General features: G+C 43.4%; 18 protein-coding genes. 6 read left to right on the top strand and 12 right to left on the bottom strand.

Annotation, left to right across the window (positions count from 1 at the left end):
- Window positions 1-90: 90 nt before the first annotated feature.
- Window positions 91-777 carry a hypothetical protein gene (locus tag ACZ5QV_RS09330; protein ID WP_464599563.1) on the bottom strand — a complete coding sequence of 229 codons (687 nt, stop codon included), beginning with the start codon at window positions 775-777 and terminating at the stop codon, window positions 91-93.
- Window positions 778-1,327: 550 nt separating this feature from the next.
- On the opposite strand from ACZ5QV_RS09330, the gene ftsA reads away from it, so the two are divergent.
- Window positions 1,328-2,680: a coenzyme F390 synthetase gene (gene ftsA, locus ACZ5QV_RS09325; RefSeq protein WP_464602078.1), complete on the top strand. Its 1,353-nt coding sequence runs from the start codon at window positions 1,328-1,330 to the stop codon at window positions 2,678-2,680.
- Window positions 2,681-2,911: 231 nt separating this feature from the next.
- Window positions 2,912-3,334 (top strand): nickel-responsive transcriptional regulator NikR, encoded by a 423-nt coding sequence (nikR, locus tag ACZ5QV_RS09320; RefSeq protein WP_464599562.1) that lies wholly within the window; start codon window positions 2,912-2,914, stop codon window positions 3,332-3,334.
- A 47-nt stretch (window positions 3,335-3,381) separates the two neighbouring features.
- On the opposite strand, the gene ACZ5QV_RS09315 is transcribed toward nikR, so the two are convergent.
- From ACZ5QV_RS09315 to queC, 7 genes are all read right to left on the bottom strand, one after another.
- On the bottom strand, window positions 3,382-3,729 hold the full coding sequence (locus ACZ5QV_RS09315; protein WP_464599561.1) for an ArsR/SmtB family transcription factor: 348 nt from the start codon (window positions 3,727-3,729) through the stop codon (window positions 3,382-3,384).
- 250 nt (window positions 3,730-3,979) lie between these two features.
- Window positions 3,980-5,212: an RNA-guided endonuclease InsQ/TnpB family protein gene (locus ACZ5QV_RS09310; protein ID WP_464599560.1), complete on the bottom strand. Its 1,233-nt coding sequence runs from the start codon at window positions 5,210-5,212 to the stop codon at window positions 3,980-3,982.
- Window positions 5,213-5,668: 456 nt separating this feature from the next.
- Entirely contained in the window at window positions 5,669-7,141 is a 1,473-nt protein-coding gene (tnpC, locus tag ACZ5QV_RS09305; RefSeq protein ID WP_464599339.1) for an IS66 family transposase, read from the bottom strand.
- 243 nt (window positions 7,142-7,384) lie between these two features.
- Complete coding sequence (queD, locus tag ACZ5QV_RS09300; RefSeq protein WP_464602077.1) at window positions 7,385-7,759, bottom strand: 6-carboxytetrahydropterin synthase QueD; 375 nt, start codon at window positions 7,757-7,759, stop codon at window positions 7,385-7,387.
- A 44-nt stretch (window positions 7,760-7,803) separates the two neighbouring features.
- The gene (locus ACZ5QV_RS09295; RefSeq protein ID WP_464599559.1) at window positions 7,804-8,598 is read right to left on the bottom strand and encodes a 7-carboxy-7-deazaguanine synthase QueE; all 795 of its coding nucleotides are present in this window, start codon (window positions 8,596-8,598) and stop codon (window positions 7,804-7,806) included.
- Window positions 8,599-8,601: 3 nt separating this feature from the next.
- Window positions 8,602-9,159 (bottom strand): DUF366 family protein, encoded by a 558-nt coding sequence (locus tag ACZ5QV_RS09290; RefSeq protein ID WP_464599558.1) that lies wholly within the window; start codon window positions 9,157-9,159, stop codon window positions 8,602-8,604.
- Window positions 9,160-9,186: 27 nt separating this feature from the next.
- Window positions 9,187-9,882 carry a 7-cyano-7-deazaguanine synthase QueC gene (gene queC / locus ACZ5QV_RS09285; RefSeq protein WP_464599557.1) on the bottom strand — a complete coding sequence of 232 codons (696 nt, stop codon included), beginning with the start codon at window positions 9,880-9,882 and terminating at the stop codon, window positions 9,187-9,189.
- A gap of 320 nt (window positions 9,883-10,202) precedes the next feature.
- Here queC and ACZ5QV_RS09280 point away from each other — a divergent pair, with 320 nt between their 5' ends.
- Entirely contained in the window at window positions 10,203-10,697 is a 495-nt protein-coding gene (locus ACZ5QV_RS09280) for a metallophosphoesterase (RefSeq protein ID WP_464599556.1), read from the top strand.
- Window positions 10,698-10,911: 214 nt separating this feature from the next.
- The gene (locus tag ACZ5QV_RS09275; protein WP_464599555.1) at window positions 10,912-11,313 is read left to right on the top strand and encodes a putative zinc-binding protein; all 402 of its coding nucleotides are present in this window, start codon (window positions 10,912-10,914) and stop codon (window positions 11,311-11,313) included.
- Between the two features lie 84 nt (window positions 11,314-11,397).
- On the opposite strand, the gene ACZ5QV_RS09270 is transcribed toward ACZ5QV_RS09275, so the two are convergent.
- Complete coding sequence (locus ACZ5QV_RS09270) at window positions 11,398-11,571, bottom strand: hypothetical protein (protein ID WP_464599554.1); 174 nt, start codon at window positions 11,569-11,571, stop codon at window positions 11,398-11,400.
- Between the two features lie 190 nt (window positions 11,572-11,761).
- On the opposite strand from ACZ5QV_RS09270, the gene ACZ5QV_RS09265 reads away from it, so the two are divergent.
- Window positions 11,762-13,426: an IS1634 family transposase gene (locus ACZ5QV_RS09265; protein ID WP_464599431.1), complete on the top strand. Its 1,665-nt coding sequence runs from the start codon at window positions 11,762-11,764 to the stop codon at window positions 13,424-13,426.
- A gap of 17 nt (window positions 13,427-13,443) precedes the next feature.
- On the opposite strand, the gene ACZ5QV_RS09260 is transcribed toward ACZ5QV_RS09265, so the two are convergent.
- A complete protein-coding gene (locus tag ACZ5QV_RS09260; protein WP_464599553.1) occupies window positions 13,444-14,031 on the bottom strand; it encodes a metallophosphoesterase family protein in 588 nt (195 codons plus the stop codon).
- Between the two features lie 647 nt (window positions 14,032-14,678).
- Between ACZ5QV_RS09260 and ACZ5QV_RS09255 the strand changes: the two genes are divergently transcribed.
- Window positions 14,679-15,212 carry a J domain-containing protein gene (locus ACZ5QV_RS09255; RefSeq protein ID WP_464599552.1) on the top strand — a complete coding sequence of 178 codons (534 nt, stop codon included), beginning with the start codon at window positions 14,679-14,681 and terminating at the stop codon, window positions 15,210-15,212.
- A 152-nt stretch (window positions 15,213-15,364) separates the two neighbouring features.
- Here ACZ5QV_RS09255 and thiE read toward each other — a convergent pair whose 3' ends face one another.
- Both thiE and thiM read right to left on the bottom strand, forming a co-directional pair.
- The gene (gene thiE / locus ACZ5QV_RS09250) at window positions 15,365-16,027 is read right to left on the bottom strand and encodes a thiamine phosphate synthase (protein WP_464599551.1); all 663 of its coding nucleotides are present in this window, start codon (window positions 16,025-16,027) and stop codon (window positions 15,365-15,367) included.
- Window positions 16,028-16,376: 349 nt separating this feature from the next.
- Window positions 16,377-17,162 carry a hydroxyethylthiazole kinase gene (thiM, locus tag ACZ5QV_RS09245; protein ID WP_464599550.1) on the bottom strand — a complete coding sequence of 262 codons (786 nt, stop codon included), beginning with the start codon at window positions 17,160-17,162 and terminating at the stop codon, window positions 16,377-16,379.
- Window positions 17,163-17,421: the final 259 nt, after the last annotated feature.

Genomic DNA, 17,421 nt, shown 5'->3' with positions numbered 1-17,421 from the left:
TATCAGAGTTTCAAAATCGCCATCAAATATAACAAATAATTTTTTGTGATGTGGGGTTGATCTTAAAATTTGGAAACTGAGCTCGGAAGCTCAGCTGAAAAGAGATTTTATGCTGTTTAAGAATTGTCCAAAGAAACCTGTACTTTCGGATTCCGTTTCTTTAGCGTTTTCATTTTCCCTATCAGAGCTTTCTTCGGATGTTTTCCTTTCTTCAGGTACTCCGTCTTCTTTTGTTGCATTTTCGTCTTTTGCCTGACTCCTGTTTTCCATCATCGATGGATCCCTTTCAGGTTCGCCTTCAGTTTCCTGCATCCCCTGATCAGAGTTCATTCCCTGTCCACCTTGATCAGAGTTCATTCCCTGTCCACCCTGATCAGAGTTCATTCCCTGTCCGCCCTGTTCAATAGATCCAAACACATCCTTCAAGTCATCAGAGGCTTCCTCAATTAAAGAATCAAGTTCGGTCTTTATCTCAAGCAATTCGGAATCCGTTTCGACGTCGTCAAGTTCTGTCTGTAGTCCCTCAAGTTCATCAATGAGTTCTTCTGCCTCATCGACCAGGTCCTCGTCAAGATCCCCTTCCGAGTCCTCCAGATTATCTATCATGCTGGAGATTGATTCGTTCATTTGGCTTTTCATTACATCAATAGATTGTTCACCCGAATCAAAGGGAGGTGCTTCTCTACCACCCTCAGCAAACGCACTACTGGGGATTAAACAGGATAATATTAATAAAGTTGAGATAAGGGATATTATTTTCATACCGGAAATCTTCATACAATCACCTCGATTCCTCAGGCAGGATGCCTGTGACTTTAGTCTTGGGAGGAATGCTATATACTTTCAGGCATTCCGTTCCACGTTCGGATTTCTCCACTCTGCTTTGGAAACGAATTTCCATAGCAGGTAATGCAGTTTTTGCCAGACATTTCTGCCAGGATTTTTTGATCTTATGGGTCTGTTTCTGATGTGGTTTTACCGGGTTTCAACTTCTTGCCGGTTGACATTCCCCACATTGGCAGGCTTAAATATAAGGTTACTTTCAGAAACAAAGTTAAAAAAAGGAATAAATTTACAAAATAAACTTTAATAATAGCTAGATATGATAATTAAGCTTTATTAAATGGTTTAATACTTATCAAGATCATAATAAACCTTAAATAACCCAAAAAGGATGAGCCTGTATGCCTCAAACATTATGAATATATTTGAGTTCTCGTGTATTTATTATCTTAACCGAGGACCAATTGCCGGATTTTTGGAATACCCTGATATTCTCCCAGCCCAATATAGAATTCAGGGAAAATACGTTTAAGGGGGTTTTAACATCAGTCAGGCTTATTACGATCCTGAAATCGAGACAATGGACAGGGGAGAACTCGATGCCCTTGTGGAAGAGCGCGTCCGCTACACGGTAAAATACGCGGCCGAAAACTCTCCTTTTTACAGGAAATGGTTTGAGAAGCACGGGGTAAAGCCGGGGGACATAAAGGCTCATGAGGACCTTCTGGAGCTTCCTATCATCTCAGGGGAAACTATCCGGGAAAACCAGCCCCCGGAAACCGATGATTTTCTTTTCAGGAGCGTGGGGCTCGATGAGGTCTACACCATCCATGAGACCAGCGGGACAAGCGGAAACCCGAAAGGCTTTTTTCTGACCTGGGAGGACTGGGAACGCTATGCGGAAAAGTACGCCCGGATCTTTCAGGCCCAGGGCTTCGGGAAAGGGGACCGGGTTGTGGTCTGCGCCTCCTACGGGATGAACGTGGGCGCAAACACCATGACCCTTGCGGCCCGGAAGCTCGGGATGGCAATCATTCCCGAAGGTAAATGCACCTTTCCCCTGAGAGTCATAAAGGCCTACAGCCCGACGGGCATTGTCGGAAGTGTCTTCAAACTCCTGGACCTTGCGAAGAGGATGAAGGCCGAGGGGCTCGACCCTCAGGAAAGTGGGATTTCAAAACTGGTCGTGGGAGGCGAATCCTTTGCCGAGGAGGCGAGGAGCTATCTTTCCGAAATTTGGGATTGTCCTGTTTACAATACCTACGGGAGCACCGAAGGGACCATGTGCGGGGAATGTACCGACCTTTCCGGCCTGCACGTGCCCGAAGACCTCCTGCACCTGGACGTCTACGACCCCCGGCTTGAGAGTTTTGTGCCTGACGGGGAATGCGGGAGAACGGTTTTGAGCACTCTCCTGCCTGTTGGGGGAAAGGCCGGAACCCTTCTCCTGAATTACGATACGGAAGACACCACAGTTGTCCTTTCCCGGAAAACCTGCCCCTGCGGGAGGACGCACATGAAAATCATGACCCCCCAGCGAGAGGCTGAAACGGTCTGGGTTGCAGGGACTCCTTTTAACAGAGTGGATGTGGAGAAGGGGGTCTTTCAGCGGGAGAACCTGGAATATCTTACCGGGGAGTACGAGGCTTTCGTGTACGGAGGCGAGGACGAGGGAGAGGTCACCCTTCGGCTGAGTCTGGAATGCAAAGACCCGGAGACCTGTGACAGGACGCTTATAAAAGAGAATTTCCTGCGTTCCTTTCTGAATTATAAACCTCTACTTTCCAGGGCTTCCGAGGAAGGGGTTTTCAAAATTCTCTTCAATTTAACGGGCCCCGGAGGGCTTGAACTCCATAAGGTAAAGGGCAGACCGAAGCGGCTTGTAGACCGCAGATAAAGGGCAGGCTGAAGCGGCATGTGGCCTCCCCATTTATATAATTTTCATCACAATGTGTCAGGTAAGTATAAATAATAATAAACCGGAAATGTTAATATTACTTAGTCCTGAAATGAAGAGCAAAAGTTACTCTTTTAACTTAATTTCTTTGTGAAAAAAAACATATAATGTTTTAAGTACAATGCATAAAGTATTATTTCGTATATTATATAGCTTATATCTGGTGACTCTATGGAAAAAGAACTTATGCGGATAGGGGTTTCACTCCCCGACTCTCTTTTAACTAAATTTGATGGAATTATCGATAAAAGAGGCTACTCTTCCCGGTCGGAAGGAATCAGGGATGCTATCAGGAACTACATATCCTATTACGAATGGATGGGAGATATCAAAGGTCACCGGGTCGGGACAGTCTCTGTGATCTATGACCACACAAAGCGCGGGCTTTCAAATGCTCTTGCTGATATTCAGCACAAGTACACCCACCTGATAAAGTCCTCGATCCACATCCACCTTGACCATGACAGCTGTTTTGAAGTAATCGTCCTGGACGGGGACGGAGAGGAAATCAAGGAATTTGCAGAGAACATCATGTCCATGAAAGGTGTAAAGTTCTCAAAGCTTACCACCGTAGTTTCCAATGATCAACTCTGACCTTTGATTTCGTTTTTTTCTTCTATAATAACCCTGTTCGAAAAGCCTCAAAAGTACTTTTCAATGGATTTGAGGAGAAGGTTCCCAAATTCCGTCAGGTAATAGATCTGGAAATTGCGCTCCCTCCGGGAGTTTACCAGGTCTGCTTCTTTTAAAAGTTTTAGATGGTAGGAAAGGGCCGAGTGTTTATAGTCCGTGATCTCCACAAGTACGCAGACGCAAAGGTTCCGGACTTCCAGGGCTTTCAGGATCTTCAGCCGGGTCGGGTCTGAAAGGACCTTAAATAAGCTTACCATGTTGTCCACGTCTTCGGAAATTGCCCCGTGTACTTTTTCCAGGACGTCTTCCGGGAGATAATAAGAATTTCTGATTTCAAGGAGTTTTTTCTCGGACATTATTCTACTCGATAAGGTTGATTAGTTTTAAAAGTTTTTCTAATACTTCGCTCTATAAAGCGGACTAAATTTAAGTGGGTCAAAGCTTCTTTCGAGATTAGTTAAAGAATTTTGATGCCAGACTATAAAAGTCTGACCTGTGGCCTGACCGGCAGGCAGTTTGAAAATAAGGTATTTTAAAGAACCTCGGGACTTTTGGAACTGAGTCTCCTATTGAAGGAGGTTATGCTATGAAAAGTCCTAATTAGTATCACAAACTATTATGAATTTGTGATATAAACTGTTCTTTGTATAGTGGATTAACACTAACAGGGTGAAGCACAACACCCTCTATCCCCTCTGCAAAGGCATTAGGGATTGCTTTTCTAATCATATTATATGCTGCATTGACATCAGCGTTAAGAAGAACTCCCGTGGCACTTCGGAAAAGCCCTCTTTTGACCCGTTTTCCGAGATATTCTTCATGGTGTTCCATTAGCTCATTATCAAGGAAAGAGCATTTGCTTGTATAGGACTCTTCAATCCGTTCAACCGAAATTCCAACCTCTCCAGCCTTGTATTCGACCATTGAAATAAGGGTACTGTGAGGGATTTGAGCAAAATTCTGGTTATTTTTCTTACCCATGTTGACTTTCTGTTTCCAGAAAGGGTTGCTTCCGATAATAATTTTCTCCACGTTCATTTCCAGAGAATAGTTGATTATTGCCCTGCTCAGTTTGTGGAGTACGTCTTTAATCCTTGAGTTTCTTTTATGGGTCAGTACTTCTACACTCTTTCCTGTTTTGATTCCATGCTTCTCATAAGTGCTCTGGAGCTTTGCTTTCTGCTTGTTGTAAAACTGGTTTACTGACTTGGCAACCCCGCCCTTAACAATAATTGGATTTTCTCCAAAATTGTTTCCAATGGTTGCAAGGTTGACAACTCCAAGATCAATTCCCAGGACTCGACCGGAATTGAGAGGTATGGGGTCTTCGATTTCCTTTTCAAAAACAATTTCACAGGTGTATCCTGCGTGTTTTGGAATGATCCTGACTTCTTTCAAATTAGTATCATCAGGAAGTCTTGTCTGAATGGATAACGGAACTACTTTGGGAAACTTGAGCACCCCGTCTTTGATACTGACCTGCTGATTTGTAAAAATTAACAGGTATTCCCCGTTTTTTTCCAGATACTTTGGAGGTTTTGGTTTGCCTGTGAAAAGTTCAGGATTCTTTTTGTAAGATTTTAAAGCTTCGAAAAAAGATTTCCAGTTACGGTCAAGTACTTTCAGAGTCTGTTGAGCAGATTTAGCAGGAAGCTCTTTGTAAGGCTCAGAGGCCTTCACAAGCCCATAAAGTTTATTGTACCTGATCCATTTTCCTTTATTGAAGAACTCCTGTCTGATAATATAATCAGAGAAATTGTACAGGTTTTTGGACTTATGGCACAAATCCCCTATTTCCCTGGAATGAAACTGGATTTGCTCAACACGTTTAATTATCAATTTGGCTCGACCTCGATTTCTAACCTTTTTTCTTTTCTTTTGCTATAATGTTTCACAGAATAATAATGAAGCATTGAAATTATTTCGTCAAATATTTCTGATGCTTAATGTATTTCTTGATACCTTTAGGAATGGCTGAAAAATAACTTCATATTTTCAGAAAGGGAATCACTTTATGCCCATACAGGTTGTATTTTTGTTGATGGAGACATCTGGTGTGTGTATCCAAACCACAGAAAGTCACGGAAAAGCACGGAAAATGAATGCAGGAAGACGATATTTAAGGTTGCTATGGCGCTTTGTCTACAGTAGGTTCTGAATTGATTATTTAAAGTCCCGGCATACTCACCGGCCATCAGGCCGGTTTCCGTGTCCTTCCGTGCTTTTCCGTGGTTAAGGAACGGTAAACAAAAATAATTGGTAACTATTCAGCCTACTGATAAAAAAAGCATAGTTTCAGCTAATGTTGCAACTATCGGATAATAGCGGCGCTCCATTGAGCGCCGCTCGAATAGCATCCATGACATTCAAGCTATTCTTTCTAATAGTGGATATGTATCCCCGAATTCTGCAGAAAGCTACCGCTCCTTCGATGCTTCGGAAAGTTCCCGAAATCTTCTGTTGTAGCTTCATCATTCTGATGTCTCGCTCTGCTTGATTATTATCAAATGGAACTCTCAGGTCATTGAGGAATTTCAGAATCCTATCCTTGTATTTTATGAACCTATCAAGGAGATTCTTTGCTTTTGTTTGTGCTGGTCTTCCTCTTTTTTTAACCTGTTTTGAGAGGTCAGGAGGTGGATTTTCTTCAATTCCCTCTTTAATTATTTTATCGTATATTTCCTCGAATGCCCTGACTTTTATTGGATCTATTGGAATTTCCATTTCTCTGCATTCGTCGGTATATTTTTTTACTTCACTCAGAAGTTCATTTACTTTTTTAGCCCATTGCTGCTCAAAATTCTCTTCAACTCCAGTGAGGTCCCTCTTAAGATGAGCATTGCAGAGAGCATGTTCACATCCATATTTGTTGTATGATGCCCAACCATCATGAACTACTACCCCCTTGTATTCTGGAAGAAAACCCAAAGCATTCATTGCCTCTGATCCTCTTTTTGGATGTACAAAATAGTATGTCCACAGACTGTTTGAAACAACATGGAGCCACCATTTTGTCCCTAAAACCCTCATTCCTGTTTCATCACAATGTACAGAATAGGCTACCCGTAGATGTTCGAAAACAGCTTTTTCGAAAGGTTCCAATTTCTGGAATAATTCCTTTTCAGCTCTTTTTATGGTAGCAGGGCTGATACGTATTCCATAAAAGTCCTCTGACAAATCACAAATCCGTTTATAAGGAATCAATTGAAAGTTCCTTAAATATACAAGAGAGGATAAAAGGCGAGGTCCATATTGAATAGGGAATTTTATAGAGTCTGGAAAAGTACCTTTGTTTATTTTCCCACAGTGAGGGCATTTCTTGGACTCAGCACGATGTTCGGTAAATATGATGTTCACAGGAGGAATATCAGCTTCTTGCCTGCGTTCACAGTCCCGAACTTCAGTATCTTCAAGATCATGACCACAATTTTCACAGCAGTGAGGGGAATGAAATATTATATGGTCAGGATCCCCAACCATTTCGAAAGTACTTCCAGAATGACCTTTTTGACCACCAGGTTTTTTCCCACTTCTTGTGCGGCTACTCTTAGGTTTAGGTTTTTCATTCACAAAAACGTCAGTAGAAGGAGGTTTACTGCTGTTTTGGCTGTTTTGATTTAGACGAGCCTCTAAAACCCTTACACGTTCCTCAAGTTCAGCAATTTGAGAAGCCTGTTTCTCTATGATAGTCTCAAGTCTCTGAATTACAGCAACGACTGCTTCAGGGCCTTCTTCATAGATTTCAAGAATCTCTTCACGTGTAAGCATGATACTGAAGAGATAGAGTTATTTTATATGCAATTTTTCCTCGAAACGAGGAAAAATTGCCTTTGTTCAAAGTATGGCTGAATAGTTACAATAATTGATATTATATTTCACTCATTCCTTAGCAGATTGAGCACTTCGTTTGCTTTTATAGTGGATACAATATAATTTATTATGGATACTAATTATATCTATTGGGTGCTTTTACGTACTATACGGAGAAAAAAGGTTCGGAAAGAAGGAGTTTCATTCCGAAAAGTTATCCAGCTCGCACCACTTGCCTTCCCCTTCCCAGACGCGGACCTTCAGGGGAAAGCCAAATTTTTCAAAAAGGCGAGCGTGGATCTGCTGGCAGAGGTATTCGGAACTCGGGAACTCGATCAGGTCGTTGAGTAGCCTGTGGTCGTATTCCTCAAGGGTTTCTTTTACTCCCTTTTTCAGGTCATAGAAATCGATGACCATGCCGGTTTCCTGTACCTCGCCCTCGATTACCACCTCTATTTTGTAGGTGTGGCCGTGGACTCTTCCGCACTTGCCGTGTCCGGGAAGGTAGTGGGCACTGTCTATATAATCGATGATTCCTAGTCTCATTTTCGTTCCTGCCTTCGTATTTTCTGTCATTGTTTTTTCCATGTTCACACATTCCGTTTTCGTATTTTCAGTTATCATAAGCACCCCCACATCCTGTGGGTCTGGGGAATTATCCGCGTGTCTATCCTGTCAAGCAGCTTTTCCTGGAGTCTGTGCAGTTCCCTGAGGTCAGGGGCGCATTTTGCCGGGAATAACTCCGGGGATGTGGTCTCCTGCTGTCCTATCCCGGGTCCGGAAACCGTTTCCGGTTGCAGGATCACACATGAGACATAAGGGGCAATCGCGTCCACCGCGGAGAGGACGCTTTCAGCTTCCGTGTTCCTGCTTACCACGATCTTGCAGAAGCAATCCCTGTTTTCCGTATTCCGGAGAGTCCTGAAGCATTCCATCGTGTTTTCAAAGTGGGCCTCTCTGGCTCCGCTGTCCTTTATCCCGAGAGCTTCGGGAAGCTTGAAGTCTCCGGCCACATATGTGACCCTGTCCCGGATTTTCTTCGCGTTTTCAGGCAGGGTCATGTTGGACTCCAGGTAAAGGGGACGGGTTTTCATTTTTTCGATAAAATCCGCATGTAGCAGAGGTTCTCCCCCTGTCAGGGAAACGGAGTGCACATTCCTGAAAGTCCCAAGCATTCTTTCAAGGGTCTCAACATCTACGGGGTTCGGGATTTTCTCAAAGGCCCCGCAGCCTTCCTCCCTTTCAAAATCACAGGCATCAGGCCTCTTAAAGTCCGTATCACAGTAGGCACAGGCCAGGTTGCAACCGCAAAAACGGACGAAGATCTGGCGTTTTCCGACATAGGGGCCTTCCCCCTGCACCGAGCAGAAAACTTCCCTTATAGGGGCTTCCGGTGTATCCCGGGCCTGAGTCATTTCTCAAACCACTCCAAGGGGACGGGATTTTCGGAGATCTTTTTCAATGTCCTCAAACTCCCGGACGTAGCGCATTCCTATTTCCTGCATGAGCTTCCGGATGCCTTCGCCTTTTATCCCGGCTTCTTCCAGGTCCCCGTATACCGGATGGGTCACATTAATTCCGAAATGGATCTTCTGGGAAACAGCCGAGGTACTGGCAATGGAGACCGTCAGCTTCTTTCCTTCCAGGAAAAGGTCGTCTCCTTCCCGGCTGGTCGAAACTCCTATATCGGCCAGGTATTCCCTTACTATGGCGGTGAAGAGGCGCTGCCTTGCGTAGATGAGCTTGAGGTCCGTGGAATCAAAATGTTCGATAATAAAGCTGAGCATGTCTTCGGACCATATGGACTCGTTTTCCCTTCGGTCCTCAAGGTCGATCATGTGCTCGATTTTTACGTCACATTCTCCTCTGAATATGATTATTGAGTCTTCCTTCACCCCGAAACTATTATAGCCCCAGAGGGAGGAGATCTGGCTTCCGTCGTAGTCTGTTTTCTCTTCAAGGACGATGCATTTCATAAAAACACCTTTTTTGATTTTTGATTTTTAGAGTCCGAGCCTCTTCAGGAGCGGGTCCTCTTCTCCGACTTCTTTGAAGGCCCTGGCCCGGCGGACGCAGCTTTCGCAGGTCTGGCAGGGTTTTTCCCCTCCATGGTAGCAGCTCCAGCTATATTCCAGGGGGGCTTTTGCGTCAAGGGCCTTTCTGACAATTTCAGGTTTGCTGAGTTTAATAAGAGGGGCAAGTACCCTGACGCTGTTCTGGGTGGAATAGGTAAAACAGGCGTCTGTTGCCTGCACGAATTCCAGGGAATTGTCCGGGAAAGTCCCCGCTTCTTCTCCGTTAAAACCAGCTATTACGTATTCACATTCCAGGCTTTCGGCAAAGCTTGCCGCGATGTTGAGCATGACCCCGTTCCGGTTCGGGACCCAGACAGCCTTTGCGGACGCTTTGGTAATTTCAGCGGGGGCGGTGGCTAAGATATCTTCTTCCGAAAGGACCGGGACTTCCACGCCCGGGTTCACAAGGGCCGTATCCGTGATCTCGGCGAGCCAGTCCAGTTTTATTACTTTCTGCCTGATCCCGAAATGTTCGCAGACCCTGTGGGAATATTCGATTTCCCGCTCTGCGGCCCGTTGCCCGTAATCAAAGCTAAGTGCCAGTTCAAGGTCCATACTTTTGGCTGCTATCGAAAGGGCCGCAACCGAATCAAGCCCGCTACTGAGTAAGGATATCGCTTTCATATTTAAGACCCAGGACTTTCTATCTGATTTTTTCTGGTTTTCTGTACCGCTACGTGCCTGTTTATGCTTATGAGGGGAAGTTATGTAGTTTATATAAGATATTCGAGCAGTATTCTCTGGGTATTCTATGGGTATTCTCCTGGTATTATTCAGATAATACCGGGAGCCCATATTTATAATTATTTCTTCGAGATTAGATTTCATGGAAAGTTAGGGAGGTGCAGGGGAAGGCCTGAGTTTTTAAAAAAGAAGACATATCGCTCCCGGAGAATGTATTAAAATACTTAATGAATCTAATATAATAGAAGAGGTGGGTAACCTTGATAGGTATCATGTCGGATTCGCATGACAATATGGATGCAATCAAAAAAGCTGTAAAATACTTCAATGAAAAGAAAGTAAAAGCGGTGCTACATGCCGGAGATATTGTCTCTCCCTTTACGGTAAAAGCTTTTCAGGAGCTTGAGCCAAAACTCTATCTTGTCTTCGGGAACAACGATGGAGACCGCCTTGTCCTCTCAAAATGGTTTGGAGAAATCGGGGCCGAAGTTTGCGGGGACTTTGCGGACCTCACCATTGACGGACTGCACATCGCCCTCCTGCATGGCACAAACGAGGCTCTGGTAAAGGCCCTCGCCGAATCAGGAAATTTCGATGTGGTCATCCGCGGGCACACCCATAAGCCCGGAGTCAAGCTTGTGGGCAGCACACATGTTATCAACCCAGGGGAATGTGCGGGTGTACTTTCCGGAAAAGCAACCGTGGCGGTCCTTGAAGTCGGTAACATGAACGTTGAAATCACAACGCTGGACTGAGTATTTATAAGATTTATTATATTTATTTAAAAACAGTTTTCCATTTTTCTCTTATTTTTCCTGCCTTCTTGAATAATACCACTGATTAAAGCCTCCTGGCTGCAAGCCCGGTACCTGTAAATTAAAAACAGAAAGTTATATCAGGCCGGAGGGAAATTGAATTTCAATATATTTTGAAACACTTATGTGAGCGATCCACAGGGGCTTAAAAATCATGGAATCTACAGGAAAGAAGGACACAGAAGTTCAGGAAAATAACTCCAGAACCGGAAGCGAAAAAAAGAGGACCCTGATTTTTGCCTGTTCGGGCCTTTCAAATACAGGAAAACTCACCATGCAGGCCGCAACGACTCTTGCTTTCCGGAGGCCGGGGCTGTACAGAGCTGCGGCTGCGCACAAAGGGGCTGATGTGGCAGAGGATGCCTTAGTTGATGGGTTCAGGTTGCTGGCCCTTAACGGCTGCTCTGACCACTGTGCCACGAAAAAACTTGAGGAAGCAGGGCTTAAAGCTGACTGCACCCTGATAGTCACCGGGCTCGGGATTGAAAAGACGAGGCCTGATGATGTCACTCCCGGAGCCATTGATAAAATTGTCCGGGCAATCAGGGAGCTCTGAAGCTTTTTGGAGCTTTTTACGCCTTAGTTCCTTTGAGCGGCTTTTTTGCTCGTTTTTGCGATTTTTTGCCCGGATTTTCTGTTTTCAGTAGCCGCGCCTGAGGATTGCGGTCAGTTCGTCGGCTTTAGGCATCCTTTCTTCGATTTTTGAGCAGACTGCTTCGATGTCGTATTCGAGGCGGAAGAATTCGACTTCTCCTGTTTCCGTATCAAAGACCGCACAGCCTGCTCGGGTTTCCCCATCTCTGGGCTGACCCACGGAGCCGGGGTTTATACTCAGCTTTCAAAGAAGAGCTATTTTTGCCTTGATTTGCCACAAAAATCAGTGGCAAGGAAGATCCGTTAAAAAAAATATTTGTAAGGCCTAAGTTCTAAATTACATTTAAAAAGCCTATTGTATCTGTTTTTTGAAGAAATATCTTTATATACGTAGAACCTAAATTTATATCATGGTTTTTTTAAAACAGAAAATAATCAACGGTAAAAAATACTGGTATATTATTAAAACTGGCAGAATTGATGGAAAAGTGAAAACTATATTTCAGATATATTTAGGCAATGCCGAAAAAATATTTGAAATGAAAAAACAGAGTGAATCATTGCCCTACATGAAACTGAAATCTTTTGAGTACGGCAAACTTGCCGCACTTCTTCATGTGAATGAAGAGCTTGGATTCGTTGACATAGTGAACAAGCACACTATGAAAAAATCAATCGATGGTTTAAGTGTCGGAGAGTATCTTTTACTTGATATAGTGGGGAAATCTCATGGAGTTTTAAGTGAAAACGGTATTGGGGAATGGTTCAAAAAATCGGCCTTATCTTTTAAGTGGAAATTCCCTCATAAATTAAATTGTCAGAATTTTTTGAATCATATGAATTACATTGATTCCGACACAATGAAAAATATTGAAGACGATTTGTGCCGAGTTCTCATCGAAAAAGGACTAACCCCTTCAGTACTGTTTGTGGATGAATCAAACTGGTTCACTTATGCTACCAATTATGATGAAAAAAGTGAATTGCTTCATAAAGGGTATAACAAAAAGCATCGTAAAGACAAAAATCAGGTATCTGTAGCGCTGGCTGCTAATGATTACAACTTACCTTTTATTCACGAGACATATCCAGGAAATGTGCATGATTCAGAGGAATTTTCAGGTCTGGTTGACAAAATAGTAAACCGTCTAACCGAATTGAATATTTGTTCGGAAGACCTTGTTCTTGTTTTTGATAAGGGAAACAATTCAAAGGACAACATTGAAAAAGCAACTTCAAAGATGAATTTTGTAGGGGCTGTAAAAGCAAATCAGGCAGATGATCTTCTTGAAGTGCCATTATCTAAATATCAATTTTTATATGAAAGCTCAGAAGGCCACAAAATTTATGGCTATCGGACAAAGCATCAGTTTTACGGGACAGAATTTACAACAGTAATTACTTTCAATGAAGGAACTCACAAACTTCAAAAAAGAACTTGTGAGTCAAATATGTCAAAAATAACTGAGAATCTGGAAGACCTACAGAGGAGACTGGAAAGCAACAGAGGAAAAGCAAGAAACAGGAGCAGTGTAGAAAAAGAGGTTGCAGACATTATTATCAAAAAATACAGAAGTATGGTGAAATATGAAATTACTGATGCTCCTGAAGGTAAGAAAAAACCTCAGTTAAAGTTCTGGATTGACGAAGAGAATAAAAATAAGCGCGAAAATTCATTAGGAAAAAATATACTATTTACAGATAAGCACCGTTGGCACACTAAAAAAATTGTGCAAACATACAACAATAAAGGCGCTATAGAGGATGATTTTAAGCTATTGAATGATCACCTGCTTGTCCCTGTGGGACCGGTGTACCACCACAAAGATGAAAATATCAAAGTTCACGTATTTCTGTCTATAATTGGCTTACTTTTCTACAGATATTTAGCCTGGGAGACAAAGAGATATGGTCTTTCTATGAGAAGACTAATTGAAAATTTGTCCGAAATTAGGCTGGCAGTTATCCAGGATAAAGAATCAAATAAGTGTAATATTATTCTGGAAGAGATGAGTACAAAGCAAGCATCATTATTTTCTTTCTTGAACTTGGGTAATTACCTGCCACCCCAATAAAAACGTCATCAGTAGGATTATTCATTCCTTAGGCCCACACAAACAAAGCCGCTTGATAACGGAAAAACATGCATCTTTGAAAGTAAAGTTATAATTGTCAGGGCTCCGAGTTTCCGGGAAAGGGGGATGTGAGAGTGGCCCACTACAAGATAATCGGAATCCACGGGTTCCATTGGATCCGCAAGCATTTCCAGGATTTCCTCGTCCGGGGTTTCAGGTTTAATGTATTCATAAATGGAGCGGGGGCTTGCATGGGTCAGGTAAAGTTTTTTCCCGTCGATTTTTTCTTTGATTACGAGAGGCAGTTTCCTGAGCAATTCCATCCGGGATTCGTCAAGGACTTTCCAGGTGTATTCCCGGGTCGCGATTGAAAGGTGCTTGTATTTGTAGCCGCACTGGCAGTCCACTTTGAAGGCCACGGCGTTGTCGTGGTTGCCCCTGAGAGTGGGAATTCCTTCTTTTTTCAGGAGGTCTATGCAGGCAGCCGGGTCGGGGCCGTAGTCCACGATGTCTCCGAGGCAGATTGCCCGGTCGTGGGGAACTTCGAGGACAGTTTTAAGGGCTTCGTAATTTGCGTGAATGTCGGCTATTAACAGGAGTTTCATTTATTTTGCCTCCGGCAGCAGAAGGCCCCCCCTCGATGTTTCTAATTGAAAATAAGAAACTCCTACCTATGGTTTAACACGACAGCAGAAGGCGGGCAGGTGGGGGATGAATGCATCAGAACTACGGGGACCCCCTCCCCCGTTTTTCTGTATTTTGTTTAACAGGGTACTGATGGGTCAATCCAACAGAATCCTTTACCGTAATTCACACATGGATGAGGGAAAAAGTTACTCTCGAAAATACATACAATTATATAAAGTAGCATAATACTAATGAAATCTCCAAAAATAAAAATGAGTCAACTACCCGCCACTAATGTGACGGGCATGTAATGTGCCCTGGTTGACCAGCCTGAGTCTTAATTGACTACGTTAGAGATGTCACGATACCTACGAATGCTTCTTCAGTTTGTAGCTCTATCGTGTAGTATTAAAAGTCCTGAAAACCAGGGGCGTTGTGCTACACATGACAAGCATATCCAACATTGGCGAGGGGAGACAGTTTCAAAAACTGCGTTACCTGCTACGGAAATTCGTTTCCAAAGCAGAGTGGAGAAATCCAAATGTGGAACGGAATGCCTGAAAGTTGACAGCATTCCTCCCACGACTAAAGTTGCAGGCATCCTGCCTTAGGAATCGTGAATTAAATGATTAAAATAAAAGGACATGAAATTGGTTTAATTGTTGTTAAGAGCGCTGGCAATCGAAAAGCTACGCAATATAAGAATAATCTCTTTACAACTTTAAGAAAGATCGGTATTAACGAATATGACATTGACATACCTCTTGAGCGCATGGCAATGAAAAAGACTGAAGCTTCTGCTACCTGGTACTTATCCGGCCATCGAATGCATTACACCCATGGCCTGCAAAATAAATATGTAGAAAATCTTCATATCCTATCCAAAGTAATTGAAATGGAAGCAAATCAGGTTCTTTCCGGGGAAAAATCATTATCTGATTTTATTTTAGAGTTCCAAGAAGATAAAAATGTTCATGATAAGCGCAAAGAAGCCCGGGAGTTTTTCGGTTGCGACCAGGATGAGACTGATTTTGAGCTCATTAATCAAAAATACAAGGAAATGGCAAAAGAATTGCACCCGGATAAGCCAACCGGCGACACTGAGAAATTTAAAGCGCTAAATATTGCACATAAGATCCTGAAAAGAGAGTTGACATAAACTATTCCCATAAACGTAGGGGACTTCCTGCTTCATCCCCCGGAGCAAACTCCGTAAGTCCACAGGCTCTTCCCACCGTTCCGGCTGTGTATTATAAAATTAACAATAGACAGTCGTTCTTTATTATTGATAGTAATTGTCGGACCATTTCTTTAGCGTGGGGTTACTGATGACGTTTTATGCTTCAGAATGATGTCAATAAAGGCTTTTGTTTCTCTTATTACATCATCACTGCATACTACCGCAGAAATTATCGCCAGGCTGTCGGCCCCGTTTTTTATTACGCTTCCACAGTTCTCTTTGTTTATTCCGCCGATAGCAACTAAAGGAATTTTTATCGCATTTTTAACTTCTCTAATATTATAAGGGCCAATTCCCTTTCCCGCATCTTTTTTGGTAGAAGTATCGAATATTGGACCAAGGCCTACGTAATCAGCCCCATTTTTTTCTGCTTCGATTGCCTCGTCTCTGTTATGGACAGTAAGGCCAATTATCTTATCAGCTCCAAGCAGTTTTCTTGCGGTCTCAAGGGGCATATCGTCCTGACCTATATGCACCCCATCGGCCCCGGCCGCTAAAGCGACATCAATTCTGTCATTGACCAGAAAGACCGCGGAATCCCCGCAGATTTTCCTGATTTTGGAGGCTTCATTGATCATTTCTTTCGTACTCTTGTCTTTTTCCCGGTACTGGATAATCTTGCAGCCCGATTCAACTGCATCCCTTACATCAGACAGAGTACCTTTTTTTGAGAGTCCGGAATCCGTTACAAGATAAAAATCAATCTCTTCTAAGAGGAATTTTTTCTGGTTCATAAAACCTCAGCAGGAAATTCCTGAGTTTTTAGATTTAGGAATAAGTCAAATATAATATCAAGTATTTTTGTTTACCATTTCTTAACCACCCGAGTTCCGCTTCGGGAGCACGGGGTCCGTTTCACTCGCTACGCTCGCTCAAGCAGACAAAAAAACGCCAGAACAACCTTAAATATCGTCTTCCGGGATTATTTTTCCGTGTGTTCCGTGTGATCCGTGGTTTGGATGCACACACCAAATGTCTCAATCAACAAAAATACAATCTGTATGGGTATAAAATGATTTCCTGACTGAAAATATGAAGTTATTTTTCAGCCATTCCTTAGCAGGTAGTTGACATATATCAGTATTAAAATTCTTCAAAATTCATCTTACTCATTACTGTCTCGTCCGAGATATTGAATACCTCATCATATAGATTCACCTTGAAACTTCCAGGCCCGTTTGCTTTTTCGGCTGCAAGTTCTCCTGCAACTCCAAAGCAGCACAGGGCATCTCTGGCCGCGTCACAGTAATCAGGATTTACCGCCACAAAGGAAGCGATTATTGAGGCCACCATGCAGCCGGTCCCTACAATTGACCCCATTAGCTCATGCCCGTTCTTTACGATAAACGTCTTTTCCCCATTACTTATGATGTCTTCCTTTCCTGTCATCACAACGGTGCATGACTTTGATTTTGCAAGTCCTTTTGCAAGTTCTCCGGGATCAGCCTCAATTGAGGTTGTTTCAACTCCTTTTGTTTCAACGTTTTCGCCGGCCAGTTTTGCGATTTCGGAGTAGTTGCCTTTGATGACATCAATCCGAACGGAATCAAGAATTTTTGCAGCCATGTCGTCCCTGAACTTCGTAGCCCCGACCCCCACGGCATCGAGCACCACCGGTATTCCCTTCTCGTTTGCAGCAGTAACGGAGATAATCATAGCATCGATGATTTCAACGGTAAGGGTCCCGATATTGAGCACAAGAGCGGAGGAGAGTCGGGTCATGTCAGCGCATTCTTCAGGGGCATGAGCCATCACAGGAAGGGCCCCGAGGGCTCTTGTCATGTTTGCACAGTCGTAAATGGTCACCCAGTTGGTGATGTGGTGTACCAGTGGGTTTGTTTCTCTTATTGTTTTTAGCGGGTTTTTCATAATATCCTCTTTGAACATTTTAACAGACAGGCGGGAAAAGGTGGGTAGGATGTTCCGTCCCCGCCCTCGACAGCCAAAGGCCGGGGGGTAGTTTACGCTCCACTTAAAACCCGATTGCGTATGTATTTTTCTGCTGTTTCTGCATTACTTCCTGCCTGATCCCAAAATGTTTGCAGCTCTGGAGAGTTTACAGCCGCTGTGGGAGTATTTGATTTACCTTCCTCCGGCCCGGCGGCCGTAATCAAAAATTCTGGAAGGT

This window comes from Methanosarcina baltica (genome assembly GCF_055394095.1).
This window is presented reverse-complemented; position numbering and strand designations above follow the sequence as displayed.